This window comes from Promicromonospora sp. NPDC019610, assembly GCF_044389365.1.
GTDB lineage: Bacteria > Actinomycetota > Actinomycetes > Actinomycetales > Cellulomonadaceae > Promicromonospora.
In genome coordinates this window covers 1,569,718-1,583,992 of the sequence record NZ_JBIRXX010000002.1, presented here as the reverse complement: position 1 = coordinate 1,583,992, position 14,275 = coordinate 1,569,718, and the positions used below count along the sequence as shown (strand labels likewise).

Here is a 14,275-nt window from a genome sequence, read left to right as displayed (position 1 = left end):
TTGTCCAGCAGGTGACCGTTCTGCGGGCGGCGGCGGGGACGCCGCAGACCGGGCGATAAGATCGAGCCAGGGCGCCGACCGCGCCCGGAACGACCGTCGTCGATCCCACCGGCGAGAACTATGCGAGGTAACCGTGACTGAATCCGTGACCGGCGAGAACACCGTGGGCACGGTCGGCACCGCGCGCGTCAAGCGCGGCATGGCCGAGATGCTCAAGGGCGGCGTCATCATGGACGTCGTCACGCCCGACCAGGCGAAGATCGCCGAGGACGCGGGCGCGGTGGCCGTCATGGCGCTCGAGCGGGTGCCCGCGGACATCCGTGCGCAGGGCGGCGTGTCGCGCATGAGCGACCCCGACATGATCGACGGCATCATCGAGGCCGTCTCGATCCCCGTGATGGCGAAGGCGCGCATCGGGCACTTCGTCGAGGCGCAGGTGCTGCAGTCGCTCGGCGTCGACTACATCGACGAGTCCGAGGTGCTGACCCCGGCGGACTACACGAACCACATCGAGAAGTGGAACTTCACCGTTCCCTTCGTGTGCGGTGCGACCAACCTGGGCGAGGCGCTGCGCCGCATCACCGAGGGCGCCGCGATGATCCGTTCGAAGGGCGAGGCCGGCACCGGCGACGTCTCGAACGCGACCACGCACATGCGGCAGATCCGTCAGCAGATCCGCCACCTCACGTCGCTGCCCGAGGACGAGCTGTACGTGGCCGCCAAGGAGCTGCAGGCGCCGTACGAGCTGGTCAAGGAGATCGCGACCACCGGCAAGCTGCCGGTCGTGCTGTTCACCGCGGGCGGCATCGCCACCCCGGCGGACGCCGCGATGATGATGCAGCTCGGCGCCGAGGGCGTCTTCGTCGGCTCGGGCATCTTCAAGTCGGGCAACCCGACGCAGCGCGCCGAGGCGATCGTCAAGGCGACCACGTTCTTCGACGACGCCGACGTGATCGCCAAGGTCTCCCGCGGTCTGGGCGAGGCCATGGTCGGCATCAACGTCGACGAGATCCCGGAGCCGCACCGGCTGGCCGAGCGCGGCTGGTGAGCTGAACCGTCGTCGAAGGGCCCCGCGGACCTGATGTCCGCGGGGCCCTTCTGCTTCGGGTCAGCAGGGCTCCGGGACTGTTGGCTGACTCGCGTTCAGCAGGCTGGTGCAGAGCCATAAGTCAGCCGATCACAGCCGTCTGGTGCCTGCTGAACCAAGGTCAGGGGGCACCGGGCAATCGGGGCTGCCCTCCTGTGCACCCTGACGTGTACGTCTGATGAGACGTGTCCGGCAGAACGACCACGATCCTTGCGGCAAAACGACCAGGCGAGCAGCGGCAAGACGACGACCTGTGTCCCGGACTCGGGCTGAGCTCTTCCATTACAGGACGCGGGACCAGGTTGAGGTCGACATCGTCCTGGAGAATCGCCGGGGCGAAGTGATCGCGATCGAGGTGAAGTCGTCGGCGACGCCGTCGACCAAGGATTTCCGCGGCATCCGGCACCTCCATGAACGGGGTGGGTGCCGACCTTGTTGCAGGCTACGTCCTCCACGCGGGACCGCACACGCTGCCGTTCGGTGACAAGTACCTGGCGGTTCCCATCAGCGCGATCTGGGAGACGGCGTCTGCCTGAGCCTGTTGTCCGAGCGCGGCGGCTCTGTCGAAGGAAGCGGTGCGTCCGCGGGGCCCTTCTGCTTGGGTCGGTCCGTCGGCTGACTCGCGTTCAGCAGCCTTGGCAGAGCAGTGATCGAGCAACCTGTGGCCGCCTGGCGCCTGCTGAATCAAGGTCAGGAGCCTGCTCCTACCAGGGCGACGGCTCGTAGTCCTTGAGGAAGCAGCCGTACAGGTCGGTCCCGGCCTCGCCCTGGACGATCGGGTCGTAGACGCGGGCGGCGCCGTCGACCAGGTCGAGGGGCGCGTGCCAGCCCTCGGCAGCGATCCGCAGCTTCTCCTGGTGCGGGCGCTCGTCCGTGATCCACCCGGTGTCCACCGCGGTCATCAGGATGCGGTCCTTCTCCAGCATCTCGCCGGCCGAGGTCCGGGTCAGCATGTTGAGGGCGGCCTTGGCCATGTTGGTGTGCGGATGCCCCGCGCCCTTGTACCGCCGGGAGAACTGCCCCTCCATCGCCGACACGTTGACGACGTACCCGCGCCGGGCCGTGGCCGTCGCGGCCCGCATCGCCGGCCGCAGCCGGGAGATGAGCAGGAACGGCGCGATCGCGTTGCAGAGCTGGACCTCCAGGAGCTCCAGCGGGTCGACCTCGTCCACGACCTGGGTCCACGAGTTGTTCTTCTGCACGTCGGGCAGGAGCCCGCCGGCGTCGACCGCCGTGCCGGCCAGGTGGGCGTCCAGGGAGGCCGAGCCGGCCCTCAGGGCCAGCGCCGTCAGGGACGCGGCGGTGTGCGTCGCGACGGCGTCGTCCTGCGACTGCCCCTCGTGGTGGGCGACCGACAGGGCGGCGAGCGCGCCCGCGATCGCCGCGGGGTGCGCCTCTGAGACGTGGTCGAACGTGACCATCTCCGGCGGCCGGAGGCCGAGGGGGAGCGGCGCGACCGGCGCCGACTCGCCCGTGACGAGCTGCGAGTAGGCCCCGGGGGAGCGGCGGACCGTCTGGCACGCGTTGTTGATCAGGATGTCGAGCGGGCCCGCCGCGGCGACGTCGTCGGCCAGCGCGATCACCTGGGTGGGGTCGCGGAGGTCGATCCCGACGATCTTGAGCCGGTGCAGCCAGTCGGCGGCGTCGGGCATCGCCGAGAAGCGCCGCACCGCGTCCTTCGGGAAACGGGTGGTGATCGTGAGGTGGGCGCCGTCGCGCAGCAGGCGCAGCGCGATGTACATGCCGATCTTCGCCCGGCCGCCGGTGAGCAGCGCGCGGCGGCCGGTCAGGTCGGTGCGCTGGTCGCGCCGCGCGTGGCTCTTCGCGGCACAGTCCGGGCACAGCCAGTGGTAGAACGAGTCGACCAGGGTGTAGTCCGTCTTGCAGATGTAGCAGCCGCGGGCGGTGCGCAGCTCCCCGGCGAACGCCCCCGGCGCGGAGGAGACCAGCGGGATGCCCGCGGTCTCGTCGTCGATCCGCGCCGCCGAACCGGTCGCCGTCTTCTCGATGATGCTCCGGTCGTGCGCCTGGATCTCCTCGCGGACCGCGGCCTTGCGGGACTTCTTGAGCAGCTTCCACATGTAGCCGGTCGCCCGTTTGACCGTCTGGACGTCGGGATGGTCGGGCTCGAGGTCATGGAGCTGGCCCAGCACCCGGAGGGTGGTCGCGAGCTCGTCCGGGTCGATCCCCGCTTTCGTTGGCACCGCCGAAGGATATCTGGCGCCCTGTGCCGCACGACCACCCGTTGCTAGGGTGCACGGGACGTTTGCGACAAATCGGCACCCCGATGTGACGAAGCTCCACCTGCCGCGACACTGCGCCGCCCTTCGAGAGGAACTCGCCATGAACCTGAGCCGCAAAGAGATGCTGAGACTGATCGGGACGGGCGCCGGGGCGCTGGCGCTCGGGTCCGCGGCGACGAGCACCGCAGCGGGCGCGGAAGCGGGCGGCGGAGGCGACATCGTGCGCGACGTCGTCGTGATCGGTGGCGGCGCGGCCGGGACGTACGCGGCGATCCGGCTGAAGGAGCTGGGGCAGAGCGTCGTCGTGGTCGAACGCAACGGGCGGCTCGGCGGCCACACGCAGACGTACACCGACCCCGCCACGGGCGCCACCGTCGACATCGGCGTCGTCGTCTGGCACGACCAGCCCCTGGTGCGGCAGTGGTTCGAGCGCTTCGACATCCCGCTGCAGAAGGCGTCGTTCAGCGCCGGGCAGACCATCTACGCCGACTACCGCACGGGCCGCGAGGTCCCGGGCTACTCGCCGCCGAACCCCGCCGCGGCACTGGCCCTGTACGGCGAGCAGCTCGCCAGGTTCCCCTACCTGGAGTACGGCTTCGAGCTGCCCGACCCGGTGCCGGCGGACCTGCTCCTGCCGTTCGGCGAGTTCGTGCGCCGGTACGGCCTCGACGAGGTGGTGCCGACGGTCGTCCAGTTCGGCCAGGGGCTCGGTGACCTGCTGCGCCAGCCGACCCTGTACGTGATGAAGAACTTCGGCTCGGACATCCTGCGCAACCTCCAGACCGGCTTCCTCAGCACCTCGCGCCGGAACAACAGCGAGCTCTACACGAAGGCGCGTACCGAGCTGGGCGACGACGTACTGCTGAACAGCCGGGTCGTGTCCACCGAGCGGGACGGGGCGCGGCACGCCGCCGTCCGCGTCGACACGCCCGCCGGACGGCGGACGATCCGCGCACGGAAGGTCCTGGTGACGATCCCGCCCCTGCTCGGCAACCTGGACGGGTTCGACCTCGACGGCCTGGAGCGCGACCTCTTCGGCCAGTTCCGCAACAGCGCCTACTACACCGGCGTGCTGCGCGACTCCGGGCTCCCCGACAACCTGTCGGTGCGCAACGTCGGCCTGGACACCCCCTACAACACGCCCCAGCTCCCGGGCGTCTACGTCATCTCCCCGACCGGCCTCCCTGGCCTGCACAACGTCAAGTTCGGCAGCCCCGTCGCGCTGTCGGACCGCGCGGTGCAGGACGAGATCCGGGCGAGCGTCCTCCGCCTGGGCGAGGCCGGCACCGTACCGACCACGCGCCCCGACTTCGCCACCTTCGCCAGTCACACCCCGTTCGAGCTGACGGTGCCGGCCGCCGCCGTCCGCGCGGGCTTCTACCGCCGGCTCGCCACGCTCCAGGGCCGCAACCGCACCTACTACTCGGGGGCGGCCTTCCACACCCACGACTCGTCCCTGATCTGGCAGTTCACCGAGACGCTGCTGCCGCGTGTCGCCGCCTGACCGGACGTCCGGGCAGGTCGGCGGTCCGGACCGGGATCAGCCCACCGGGACGATCCCGGTCCGTCCCGCCCACGTGCCGTGCTCCGCGAGCGGGCGGAACCGGAACGTCGCGAACTCGTGGTGGAAGTCGCGGCGCCGCCGCTCGACCATGGCGTCCGCGTGCCGCCGGTCCGCGGGCGCCTCACGGGGCGCGTGGGCGGCGCGGCCGTGCACCATGGACTCCATCTCGCGCACGGTGCGCCACACGGAGAACGTGGAGATGGTGCCCGGCGGCCGGTAGGCGGCCAGGGCGAGCGTGGTGCCGGGATGGTCGCGCACCTGGCGTTCGACGGGCCTGCCCCATCGCAGGAACCGGGGCACCTCGGGCAGGCGCATCCGCGCGACGGTCACCGCGACCACGGGCTCGTCCTGGTCCCACTCACCGGTCCGGGCGGGCAGCCCGGGCAGGGCCGCCAGCCGGGACCAGCGGCGCAGGTACTCCAGGCGGACGTGCCAGCCGGTCGCCAGGTGGCGGCCCAGGACGTCGTCGGACAGGAAGCGGTCCACGGCGTCCTCGTCGCGCCACTGCGCGAAGACCGCGATCCGCCGCAGCTGCAGCCGGTCCGGGGAGACGACGGGCGCCCCCAGGCGCATGAGCGCCAGGCACTCGGCGTGGTCCAGTCCGGGCGTCGTGCTGCCCGACGGCGGTCGCAGCAGGGCGCGGGCCGTCACGGCGCCGGGCAGCTCGGCGAGGTGGAAGGTGTGCATCATCGGGCGCGCTCCGTCGTGTCGCGGTCCATCTTGTAGTGCAGACGCATCATCCAGGTGCGCCACATCCGCAGCTCGTGGTCCGTGCGGAGCACACCGTACGGGTCGACGTACAGGCGGAACGTCTCGTGGAGCGGGACGCGCGCCGCGAAGTCCCGTCCGCCGTCGCGCGCGACGACGTACGCGCCGTCCTGCCCGAACCGGCCCGGGGGCGACTCCAGGACGAGCCCGCCCTCGGTACTGACGGCCGGGCGCAGGAACACCTGGACGTTGCCGGACTCGAGCGGGAACGCGACGTGGACGCTCGGCTGCGCGCTGCCGGGGAGCCGGCGCGCCGAGTAGCAGCCGCTGAACACGTAGCGGCCCGACGGCCGGAGCGTCCGCAGCCACGCGGCGCCCACCTGCGCGCCGTCCCGGTCGCGGAGCACGCGGACCCGGCTGTCCATCCCGTGCGCGACGTCGAGCGGGCGCATCGGGAGGGAGAGCTGCTCCACCCGGTGGGCGAACAGCCGCGCGATCAGCTCGCCGGCGGGCCAGAACAGCGGCGACCACCCGCTCCACACCTCCATGTGCCAGGCGGCGGTGTGCTCGTAGAAGTCGCGGATCCGGGGGTCCAGCCGGGCGGCGTCGAACCCGGGGCCGTCGAGCACCGACATCGCCGGGAGCAGGCCCGGCGCCCGGGCGGGCGGGGGATCGGCGGACGTCGCGTCGTCGTCGACCGTGCCGCCGTGGTGCGCGGCCTCGGCGGCGAGCCAGCCGTCCCCGACGGTGGACGAGCTGCTCACCGGGGCGCGCAGCCAGGAGTGTTCGCCGGCGAGGTCGACGGGCCGGCCGACCAGCCGCCAGAACTTCCGGGACCCGAGGTCCAGCAGATGGTTCACGAGAACGCATTGTCGCAGGGTGTCCGCCGGTTGCGGTCGGGAGTGCCGACCCGTCCGGAGCCGCCGTCGCCCCGTCGTCCTGCAGGTTCCTGCAACCTGCTCGCCGGCCCCGGGTATCAACTGTGGTCATGCGAAAAGACCGACAGATCAAGCGCATCCTGACCGCGGTTCTCGGCGTGGCCCTGGGGACGACCATGTTCGTCGCCTCGCCGGCGGTGGCGGCCGAGCAGATCGCGCACAGCTGCGAAGGGGACCAGTCCGGCGACCAGATCCTCCGGTGCGCCAACGTGGAGATGTCGTCCGCGGGGGTGTTCAACGCCCATGCCCGGGTGGCCGACCGGGCCGGCGGGAACAACTACAGCGTCCAGGTCGTCGAGGTCCGCCTCCAGTACAGCTCCAACGGCACCTGGTTGAACCTCCGGGACAGGTTTCCCGCAGACAGCTGGGCTTCCGAGCAGGATGTCGAGCGCACCACCTCGTGGTCGTGCGGTTCCTCCGCGCGCAAGCTCGTCCGGGCGCAGGCGTACGTGCAGTGGCAGCGGTCCGGCTCCGTGGGCGGGGACTGGGTCACCACGGGGTCGGTGTACGTCTGCCCGCGAAGCTGACCACGTCGCCGGGAACGCCCGGTCGCCCCGGACCGCGGCGACCGGGCGCTCCCGGCGCGCGGGAAGCTCAGGAGATCCGGACCGAGTCCGCGCTGTTGTTGAAGCCGTACACGTTCAGGTTTGCGGCCTGATCGATGAAGGGCGTCGAGCTGCCCGAGAAGTTGGTGCCGTTGTACAGCTTCACGTCGCAGCCGTGGTAGGTCTTCACCGAGTTGATGTCGTTCCGGTGCGCCGCGCCGAGGTTGAAGCGCCCTTCGTTGTCCCCGGTGCCGCTGGTGCAGCCGACGGAGTATCGCGGGTTGTAGATGACGATCTGGAAGCCCTCGACACCGTTCCTGGTGACGTTGAAGTCGCTGTACTGGTAGAGCCGCGCCACCACGAGCCCGCTGCCGACCGGGTAACCGCTCTGGCAACCGGTCGTCCCGTCGAGCACCGCGCAGTAGTAGTAGGTCTGGGCCTGGGTACCGACCTCGCCGGACGCTGCTTCCTTCGCCAGGACCTCCTCGATGGTGAGCGTCTCCGTGGCGGGCAGCGCCTGGGCTGCGCTCATGGGCGCGGCGAACAAGAAGGCGGAACAGAGGACGGCGATCGCGGCTGCGACGGGACGGTGGATCCGCATGGTGTTGCTCCTCGCATCTCGATGTATCCCCGCTGTCCGGGGAGACGGACGAGCAGCATCGTGGCGCAGCCCGGCACCGGCACCTTGCAGGAATCTGCAACGCGCGCCCCTCCTGGACCGGCGGCGTGCTTCGACGCCGTGGGTGCGGGTTCCCGGGTGATGATCGGTTAGCGTCAGGGCGTGCTGCTGCCCGAGTCGACGGTCCCCGGGGCGGACCTGCCCGTCCGGGCCGTCCTGCCCGCCACCGTCGACGCCGTGCGGTCGAGCGGTACCGCCGTGCTGGTCGCGCCGCCCGGGTCGGGGAAGACGTCGCTGCTGCCGCTCGCCCTCGCCGACGCCCTCGCGGGCACCGTCGTCGTGGCCGAGCCACGCAGGATGGCGACCCGCGCGGCCGCGACCCGGCTGGCGACGCTCGTCGGCGAACCGCTCGGGCAGCGGATCGGCTACGCGATGCGCGGCGAGCGCAGCGGCGGCAAGGGCCTGCGCGTCGAGGTCGTGACGACGGGGCTCCTCGTGCGGCGCCTGCAGCAGGACCCGGAGCTGCCTGGTGTCTCCGCGATCGTGATCGACGAGTGCCACGAGCGGCACCTCGACGCCGACCTGCTGCTGGCGCTCGCGATCGACGTCCGCGCGAACCTGCGCGAGGACCTGGCGCTCGTCGCGACGTCGGCCACGGCGGACACCGTCCGGCTGAGTCGCGCCCTCGGCACGGACGCGCCGGCGCCCGTGGTCACCGCGTCCGCCGCGCTGTTCGACGTCGCGGTCGAGTGGGCCCCGCCGCCGGTCCCCGCACCGCTGCTCCCCGGCGGGCGGGTCGACCCGCGCCTGCTGGACCACGTCGCCGCCGTCGTCCGGCGGGCGCTGGCCGAGAACGACGGCGACGTGCTCGTGTTCGTGCCCGGCGAGGCCGAGATCAACGGCGTGACCCGCCGGCTGGCCGGCGAGAACGTGCTGCCGCTGTTCGGCCGCCAGTCCCGGGCCGAGCAGGACCGCGCGCTGGCGCCGTCCGCCACGCGCCGGATCGTGGTCACGACGTCGGTCGCGGAGAGCTCGCTGACCGTGCCCGGGGTCCGGGTCGTGGTCGACTCGGGCCTGTCCCGGGAGCCGCGCACCGACCAGTCCCGGGGCCTCGGCACGCTGGTCACCGTCCGGGTCTCGCGATCGTCGGCCGACCAGCGGGCGGGGCGCGCCGGGCGGGAGGCGCCCGGCCGGGTCTACCGGTGCTGGTCCGCGACCGACCACGGCCGGCTCGACGACCACCCGGCGCCGGAGATCGCGATCGCCGACCTGGCCTCCTTCGCCCTGGACCTCGCGGCCTGGGGCGCGCCGGGCGGCGCCGGTCTGGCCCTGCTTGACGCGCCGCCCGCACCCGCGCTGAGCGCGGCCACCGAGCTGCTGGATCGGGTCGGCGCCGTGGACGACGCCGGACGGATCACCGAGCGGGGCCGGCGGATGGCCGCGATCGGGGCGCACCCCCGCCTGGCCCGTGCGCTGCTCGACGGCGCGGCGCGGGTCGGTGCCGACCGGGCGCGGGAGGTCGTCGCGCTGCTGTCGGACGACTCCGGTCGCGGCGCCGGCGACGACCTGCCCGCCCGCTGGCGGGCCCTGCGCCTGGGCGACGACCGCGGGGCCACGGCTCGCTGGCGGGAGGAGGCGAAGCGTCTCGGCCGGGGCACGCCGGCAGGCGGCGCGCCGGCAGGCGGCGCGCCGGACGGGACACCGGCGCGTGGGGTGCCGGACGATCTGGCGATGGGGATCGTGGTGGGGCTGGCGTACCCCGAGCGGATCGCGCGGGTCCGGGGGAGCGACTCGGCGACCTACCAGATGTCCGGGGGCACGGGTGCTGCGCTGGACCCGCAGTCGCCGCTGCGGTCCACGACGTGGCTGGCGATCGCGGTCGCCGACCGGGCGCCCGGACGCGCCGACGCCAGGATCCGGTCCGCGGTGCCGATCGACGAGGCCACGGCGCGGGACGTCGCGGGCGACCTCGTGGCGACGACCGACCAGATCCGCTGGACCGACGGCCGCGTCGTGACGCGCCGCGTCGAGACGCTCGGCGCGATCGTGCTGGCCGACGTCCCGCTGGCGAAGCCCGACCCGCTGCTCGTCCAGGCCGCCGTCCGCGACGGCATCCGGCGGGAGGGCCTGTCCGTGCTGCGCTGGTCGGAGGCCGCGCTGGCCCTGCGGGGACGCCTGGCGTTCTGCCACGCCCACCTCGGCGCCCCGTGGCCCGCCGTCGACGACGAGGCGCTGCTGGCCGGTCTCGACGAGTGGCTGGGCACCGAGCTCGCCTCGGTGCGGGCCGCACGCGACCTGGCCCGCATCGACGTCACCTCGGCCCTGCGGCGCCTGCTGCCCTGGCCGGCCGCGGCCCGGCTGGACGAGCTCGCGCCGGAACGGCTCCGGGTCCCGTCGGGCTCGCAGGTCCGGCTGGCGTACGACGGCGTCGAGCCGCCGGTCCTCGCCGTGAAGCTGCAGGAGGTCTTCGGCTGGACCGCCACCCCGGCCGTCGCGGACGGTCGCGTCCCGGTCGTGCTGCACCTGCTGTCGCCCGCGGGCCGCCCGGCCGCGATCACGAGCGACCTCGCCTCGTTCTGGAAGCAGGGCTACCCCCTGGTCCGGGCCGACCTGCGGGCCCGCTACCCGCGGCACCCGTGGCCGGAGGACCCGCTGACGGCGGCGCCGACCAGGCGGGCGAACCCGCGGCGGTGAAGCCGCTGGGCGGCGGTGTCGTGCTGTTGGTCGCGGGACCTGCGGAAACCCCGTTGACGCTCGGTCAGACGCTTCGGTTGACTGCGCGCATGCTGATCGCCCAGGTCCAGGACCTCGTGAGAACCCACTATGTCTTTCCCGACGTGGCGGTCGGCATCGCCGACGCTCTCGACGGGCTCACCACCGATGCGGCTGACGAGCCCGCGTTCGCCGAGGCCGCCACGACGGTCCTCCAGTCGGTCAACGGCGACCGGCATCTGCGGGTCCGGCACTACCCGGAGGGCGTGCCACCCGAGAAGGACGAGGACGAGGTGCGCGCCTACTTCGCCACCCTGGCCCGGGAGAGTGGACCCGCGATCAGCGAGGTGCGCCGCCTCGACGGCAACGTCGGGCTGCTGACGATCGGCCCGCTGATCCTGCCGCCGGAGTACGTCCGTCCTGCCGCGTCGGCGGCGTTCACGCTGCTGCAGGGCGTGCGTCGGCTCGTGATCGATCTGCGTGACTGCGTGGGTGGCGTGCCCGAGTCCGTGGCACTGCTGGTGAGCCACCTGCTCGGCGACGAGCCGGTGCACCTCCTCGACCTCGTGCACCGGGACGGCACCGTCGAGCCGTCGTCCACCACGCCGGACGTTGCCCCGCGACTGCCGGATGTGCCGGTCGTCGTCCTCACGAGCAGCCGGACGTTCAGCGGCGGTGAGGAGCTCGCCTACGACCTGCAGGCGCTCGGCCGGGCGGTCGTCGTCGGCGAGACGACGATGGGCGGGGCTCATCCCCGCGAGGCGTTCGACCTCACCGCCCACCTGCAGCTCCACGTGCCGATCGCCCGGTCGGTCCACGCCGTCACCGGCACCAACTGGGAGGGCGTCGGGGTCGTTCCCGACCATCCGTGTGCCGCGGAGCGGGCGCTCGACCTCGCGCTGGCGCTGTGACGCCGAGCCGCCGAGCCTGTGCGCTCGCCTCCGCCCGCCTGACGCGGGCGCGGGAGGTCCGGCTGGACCTCCTGCGGCGGCAGGTCGGACCGCGCTGCACCGACGGGTGCGGGGGGTAGTTTGTGGGGACCGGCCGGTCCGCCCGCGGCGGACCGGCCGGTCCCCACAAACGCTCAGCACCAGGAGGTCGCATGACCGGGTTCCCGTCGGAGACCGCCGACCAGCACCGGCCCGTTGTGCCGCCCGAGGTCGGGCCCGGCACCACCTCCCTGGGGGACGACTGGGTCCCGGGACCGGACGGCGTCCGCGAGCGCTCGGCGGCGCGCGTCATCCTGATGGACGACGCCGGCCGCGTGCTCGTGATGCGCGGGCACGACGTCAACCAGCCGGAACGGTCCTGGTGGTTCACGGTGGGTGGCGGCATCGACGCGGGGGAGACCCCGGTGCAGGCCGCGCTGCGCGAGACGCGCGAGGAGGTGGGCATCGAGCTCGCCGCCGGCGACCTCGTGGGACCGGTGCTCACGCGCACGGGCATCTTCGACTTCTTCGCCGAGACGTGCCGCCAGTTCGAGGTGTTCTACCTCGCGCGGATCCCGGACGCCGTCGAGGTCACGGCCGACGGCTGGACGGACGCCGAGCGTGAGCTGCTCGACGAGATGGCGTGGCTGACGGCGGCCGAGCTGCGCGCGCAGCCGCTGGAGGTCTTCCCGCCGGAGCTGCCCGACGTCGTCGACGCCCTGGTGGCCGGCTGGACCGGCGAGGTGCGGCACCTGGGCGAGCAGTTCGACGACTGAGGCCGGTGGGTCCGCAGCACGGCCGTCCCCTCCGACGGCTCGGGGGTCAGGGCCGGTGGCCATTTCTCGTGGCCTTTCGTGTTGCTGGACATATCGATGTCTCAGGCATTGTTCGCCGATAATGTGGTGCCGTTTGAATGTATATCGACGCCCGGTTTGGCGACCATCGGCGCAGGTCCATCCACTTTCATGGTGACGCCAAACCCCCTGAATGCGGGGTGGTTCCGGCGAGTCAGACGCCCTTGGCCGTGAATTGCGGGTGAAAAAATGAGAATACTGAGTTACGTCGCGCGCATTGGTGATGCGCTGCCTAACGTCGACGGCGCAGGGGGAATTCTGACGGAAGGCACCTGTCATGGAAAGACTCACCAAGGCTGCGCTCGCGACCGGCGGCGCCGCCGCGATCCTGCTCGGCGGAGCAGGGACGCTCGCGTTCTGGACCGACGAAGGAATCTCGACCGGGACCGACGTCACCTCGGGCACGCTGGCGGTGACCGACGGCGCGTGCGGCGACTGGACGCTCGACGGCGGAGGTGCCGTCACCGAGGGCATCGTGCCGGGGGACACCGTCACCACCGACTGCGCGCTGACGGTGGGCGGCACGGGCGACCACCTCGCGCTGGGCGACATCACGGTGACCGCGCCGACGTGGGCGGAGACCAACGCGCTCACGGCCGTGCTGGCGGTGGACGTGGCGAGCGCGACGCTCGACGGCGCGGAGCTTACCCTCCCGCTCGCCGACCCGGTGCCGGTGGAGGCCGCCTCCGACCTCGTGGTCACGGTCTCCGCCGAGTTCCCGGAGGACTCGGGCAACGAGACGCAGGCTCTCACCGCGACCTTGGACAGCGTGGCGGTCCAGGTCACGCAGGCGCACCTCGTCCCGGCGCCCTGATCGCTCAGAACGCGGCCGGAACCGTGCGGACAGCGACCCGGTTCGTGGGGCGCGCGCTCGCCGTCGTCGTCATCGCGGTGGCGGGCGCCGCGCTCGTGCTCGGGGTGATCGTGCCCCGGGTGGCGGGCGCGACCCCGTACGTCGTGCTCACTGACTCGATGGAGCCCACCTACCCGGTGGGCACGCTGGTCGTGTCACGGCCGGTGGCGCCCGAGCAGATCCGGACGGGCTCGGTGATCACCTACCAGCTGCGCTCGGGACAGGAGCAGCTCGTGACGCACCGGGTCGTGGGGGTCGGCATCACGGTCGGTGGGGAGCGGACCTATCTCACCCGGGGTGACTCGAACGACGTGCCGGACGCGCGGCCCGTGCGCGAAGCCCAGGTACGGGGGGCCGCCTGGTATCACGTGCCGTACGCCGGGTACGTCGCCGGCGCGTTCACCGGACAGCGGGAGGGGATCGGCCTCGCCGTCGCCGTGCTGCTGATCGGCTACGCCATCTGGCAGGTCCTGCGCTCCGCCCGCGAGCGTGCGGCTCGTGGGCGCAGCGCACCAGCAGGGACCGATGCGTCCCGGACAGGTTCGACCCAGGAGGGCATGCTGTGAGAAGACCGGCACGATGGACCGCTCTGGTGGCGCTGCTCCTCGTGGGAACAGCAGTCGGCGGCCCCGCGGCCGCGCGCCCGGGGACCGCGGTGGTCCCGGCGGACACCGGTGACGAGCTCCTCCTGAGCGTCGACGGCAGGACATGGGCGCCGGACGTCACGACGCCGCTCATCGACCCGGACCTCGTCTGGGTGCCTGGCGACGTCGCCACGGGCAGGCTGTACGCGCGCAACGCGTCCGTCGACGAGGCCAGCGCGGTCGCGACGGTGGTCCTCGGGACCGGCGAGGGAACCGCGCTCGCCTCGCAGCTGCACGTCAGGACCCGGCTGGGCGCGGGCCCGTGGACCGACGGCCTCAGGTCCGGTGCCACCGACCTCGCGCCGGGCGAGGTGGTCCCGATCGGGCTCGAGGTGGCGTTCGATCCCGCCGCGACCAACGCGTCGCAGCGACAGCGCGTCGAGGTCGACGTGGTCGTGACGCTCTCGGGCGCCGGGCAGGACGAGCCCGGACCGGGCGACGCCGGTGCGGACGGGCCGGGCGTCCTGCCGCGGACCGGGGCGAACCTCCTGCTGCCGACACTGGTGGCCGCAGGAGCGGTCGTGCTGGGCGTCCTGCTGCGCCGAAGGGCCCGTCGTGGCTGACCGGCGCCGGCCCGCG

At 72.7% G+C, this 14,275-nt stretch carries 14 protein-coding genes; 10 read left to right on the top strand and 4 right to left on the bottom strand.

The genetic code is table 11. The features are described from left to right. The first annotated feature begins 133 nt into the window (after positions 1 to 133). Together pdxS and ACH45N_RS18715 are read left to right on the top strand one after the other, a co-directional pair. Positions 134 to 1,048: a pyridoxal 5'-phosphate synthase lyase subunit PdxS gene (pdxS, locus tag ACH45N_RS18720; RefSeq protein ID WP_397396547.1), complete on the top strand. Its 915-nt coding sequence runs from the start codon at positions 134 to 136 to the stop codon at positions 1,046 to 1,048. A gap of 217 nt (positions 1,049 to 1,265) precedes the next feature. Further along, positions 1,266 to 1,571 carry a DUF4143 domain-containing protein gene (locus ACH45N_RS18715; protein WP_397396545.1) on the top strand — a complete coding sequence of 102 codons (306 nt, stop codon included), beginning with the start codon at positions 1,266 to 1,268 and terminating at the stop codon, positions 1,569 to 1,571. A 220-nt stretch (positions 1,572 to 1,791) separates the two neighbouring features. Here the strand turns inward: ACH45N_RS18715 and ACH45N_RS18710 are convergent, their stop codons facing one another. Further along, a complete protein-coding gene (locus tag ACH45N_RS18710; protein WP_397396543.1) occupies positions 1,792 to 3,291 on the bottom strand; it encodes an SDR family NAD(P)-dependent oxidoreductase in 1,500 nt (499 codons plus the stop codon). A gap of 139 nt (positions 3,292 to 3,430) precedes the next feature. Here ACH45N_RS18710 and ACH45N_RS18705 point away from each other — a divergent pair, with 139 nt between their 5' ends. Then, complete coding sequence (locus ACH45N_RS18705) at positions 3,431 to 4,834, top strand: FAD-dependent oxidoreductase (protein WP_397396541.1); 1,404 nt, start codon at positions 3,431 to 3,433, stop codon at positions 4,832 to 4,834. Between the two features lie 36 nt (positions 4,835 to 4,870). On the opposite strand, the gene ACH45N_RS18700 is transcribed toward ACH45N_RS18705, so the two are convergent. Continuing rightward, positions 4,871 to 5,584 (bottom strand): hypothetical protein, encoded by a 714-nt coding sequence (locus ACH45N_RS18700; protein WP_397396539.1) that lies wholly within the window; start codon positions 5,582 to 5,584, stop codon positions 4,871 to 4,873. Then, the gene (locus tag ACH45N_RS18695) at positions 5,581 to 6,462 is read right to left on the bottom strand and encodes a hypothetical protein (RefSeq protein ID WP_397396537.1); all 882 of its coding nucleotides are present in this window, start codon (positions 6,460 to 6,462) and stop codon (positions 5,581 to 5,583) included. Before ACH45N_RS18695 ends, ACH45N_RS18700 begins: the two co-directional genes overlap by 4 nt. Positions 6,463 to 6,590: 128 nt before the next feature. Between ACH45N_RS18695 and ACH45N_RS18690 the strand changes: the two genes are divergently transcribed. Continuing rightward, complete coding sequence (locus ACH45N_RS18690; protein ID WP_397396535.1) at positions 6,591 to 7,067, top strand: hypothetical protein; 477 nt, start codon at positions 6,591 to 6,593, stop codon at positions 7,065 to 7,067. A gap of 67 nt (positions 7,068 to 7,134) precedes the next feature. On the opposite strand, the gene ACH45N_RS18685 is transcribed toward ACH45N_RS18690, so the two are convergent. Then, positions 7,135 to 7,617 (bottom strand): hypothetical protein, encoded by a 483-nt coding sequence (locus ACH45N_RS18685; RefSeq protein WP_397396533.1) that lies wholly within the window; start codon positions 7,615 to 7,617, stop codon positions 7,135 to 7,137. 249 nt (positions 7,618 to 7,866) lie between these two features. Here ACH45N_RS18685 and hrpB point away from each other — a divergent pair, with 249 nt between their 5' ends. The 6 genes from hrpB (at position 7,867) to ACH45N_RS18655 (ending at position 14,259) form a co-directional block, all read left to right on the top strand. Further along, positions 7,867 to 10,398: an ATP-dependent helicase HrpB gene (gene hrpB, locus ACH45N_RS18680; protein WP_397396531.1), complete on the top strand. Its 2,532-nt coding sequence runs from the start codon at positions 7,867 to 7,869 to the stop codon at positions 10,396 to 10,398. Further along, entirely contained in the window at positions 10,341 to 11,327 is a 987-nt protein-coding gene (locus tag ACH45N_RS18675) for a S41 family peptidase (RefSeq protein WP_397396529.1), read from the top strand. The genes hrpB and ACH45N_RS18675 overlap by 58 nt, the downstream gene beginning before the upstream one ends. A 191-nt stretch (positions 11,328 to 11,518) precedes the next feature. Further along, positions 11,519 to 12,121: an NUDIX hydrolase gene (locus ACH45N_RS18670; RefSeq protein ID WP_397396527.1), complete on the top strand. Its 603-nt coding sequence runs from the start codon at positions 11,519 to 11,521 to the stop codon at positions 12,119 to 12,121. Between the two features lie 355 nt (positions 12,122 to 12,476). Continuing rightward, complete coding sequence (locus ACH45N_RS18665) at positions 12,477 to 13,013, top strand: alternate-type signal peptide domain-containing protein (protein ID WP_397396525.1); 537 nt, start codon at positions 12,477 to 12,479, stop codon at positions 13,011 to 13,013. Positions 13,014 to 13,036: 23 nt separating this feature from the next. Continuing rightward, positions 13,037 to 13,618, top strand: coding sequence for a signal peptidase I (locus ACH45N_RS18660; protein ID WP_397396523.1), 582 nt, complete (start codon positions 13,037 to 13,039; stop codon positions 13,616 to 13,618). Next, positions 13,615 to 14,259 carry a hypothetical protein gene (locus tag ACH45N_RS18655; protein ID WP_397396521.1) on the top strand — a complete coding sequence of 215 codons (645 nt, stop codon included), beginning with the start codon at positions 13,615 to 13,617 and terminating at the stop codon, positions 14,257 to 14,259. Before ACH45N_RS18660 ends, ACH45N_RS18655 begins: the two co-directional genes overlap by 4 nt. Positions 14,260 to 14,275: the final 16 nt, after the last annotated feature.

Coding starts and splice junctions, on each gene's coding strand:
- ACH45N_RS18685 (WP_397396533.1), bottom strand. CDS start 7,617: ATGAGCGCAGCCCAGGCGCTGCCCGCCACGGAGACGCTCACCATCGAG.
- ACH45N_RS18715 (WP_397396545.1), top strand. CDS start 1,266: ATGAGACGTGTCCGGCAGAACGACCACGATCCTTGCGGCAAAACGACC.
- ACH45N_RS18700 (WP_397396539.1), bottom strand. CDS start 5,584: ATGATGCACACCTTCCACCTCGCCGAGCTGCCCGGCGCCGTGACGGCC.
- ACH45N_RS18690 (WP_397396535.1), top strand. CDS start 6,591: ATGCGAAAAGACCGACAGATCAAGCGCATCCTGACCGCGGTTCTCGGC.
- ACH45N_RS18705 (WP_397396541.1), top strand. CDS start 3,431: ATGAACCTGAGCCGCAAAGAGATGCTGAGACTGATCGGGACGGGCGCC.
- ACH45N_RS18670 (WP_397396527.1), top strand. CDS start 11,519: ATGACCGGGTTCCCGTCGGAGACCGCCGACCAGCACCGGCCCGTTGTG.
- ACH45N_RS18665 (WP_397396525.1), top strand. CDS start 12,477: ATGGAAAGACTCACCAAGGCTGCGCTCGCGACCGGCGGCGCCGCCGCG.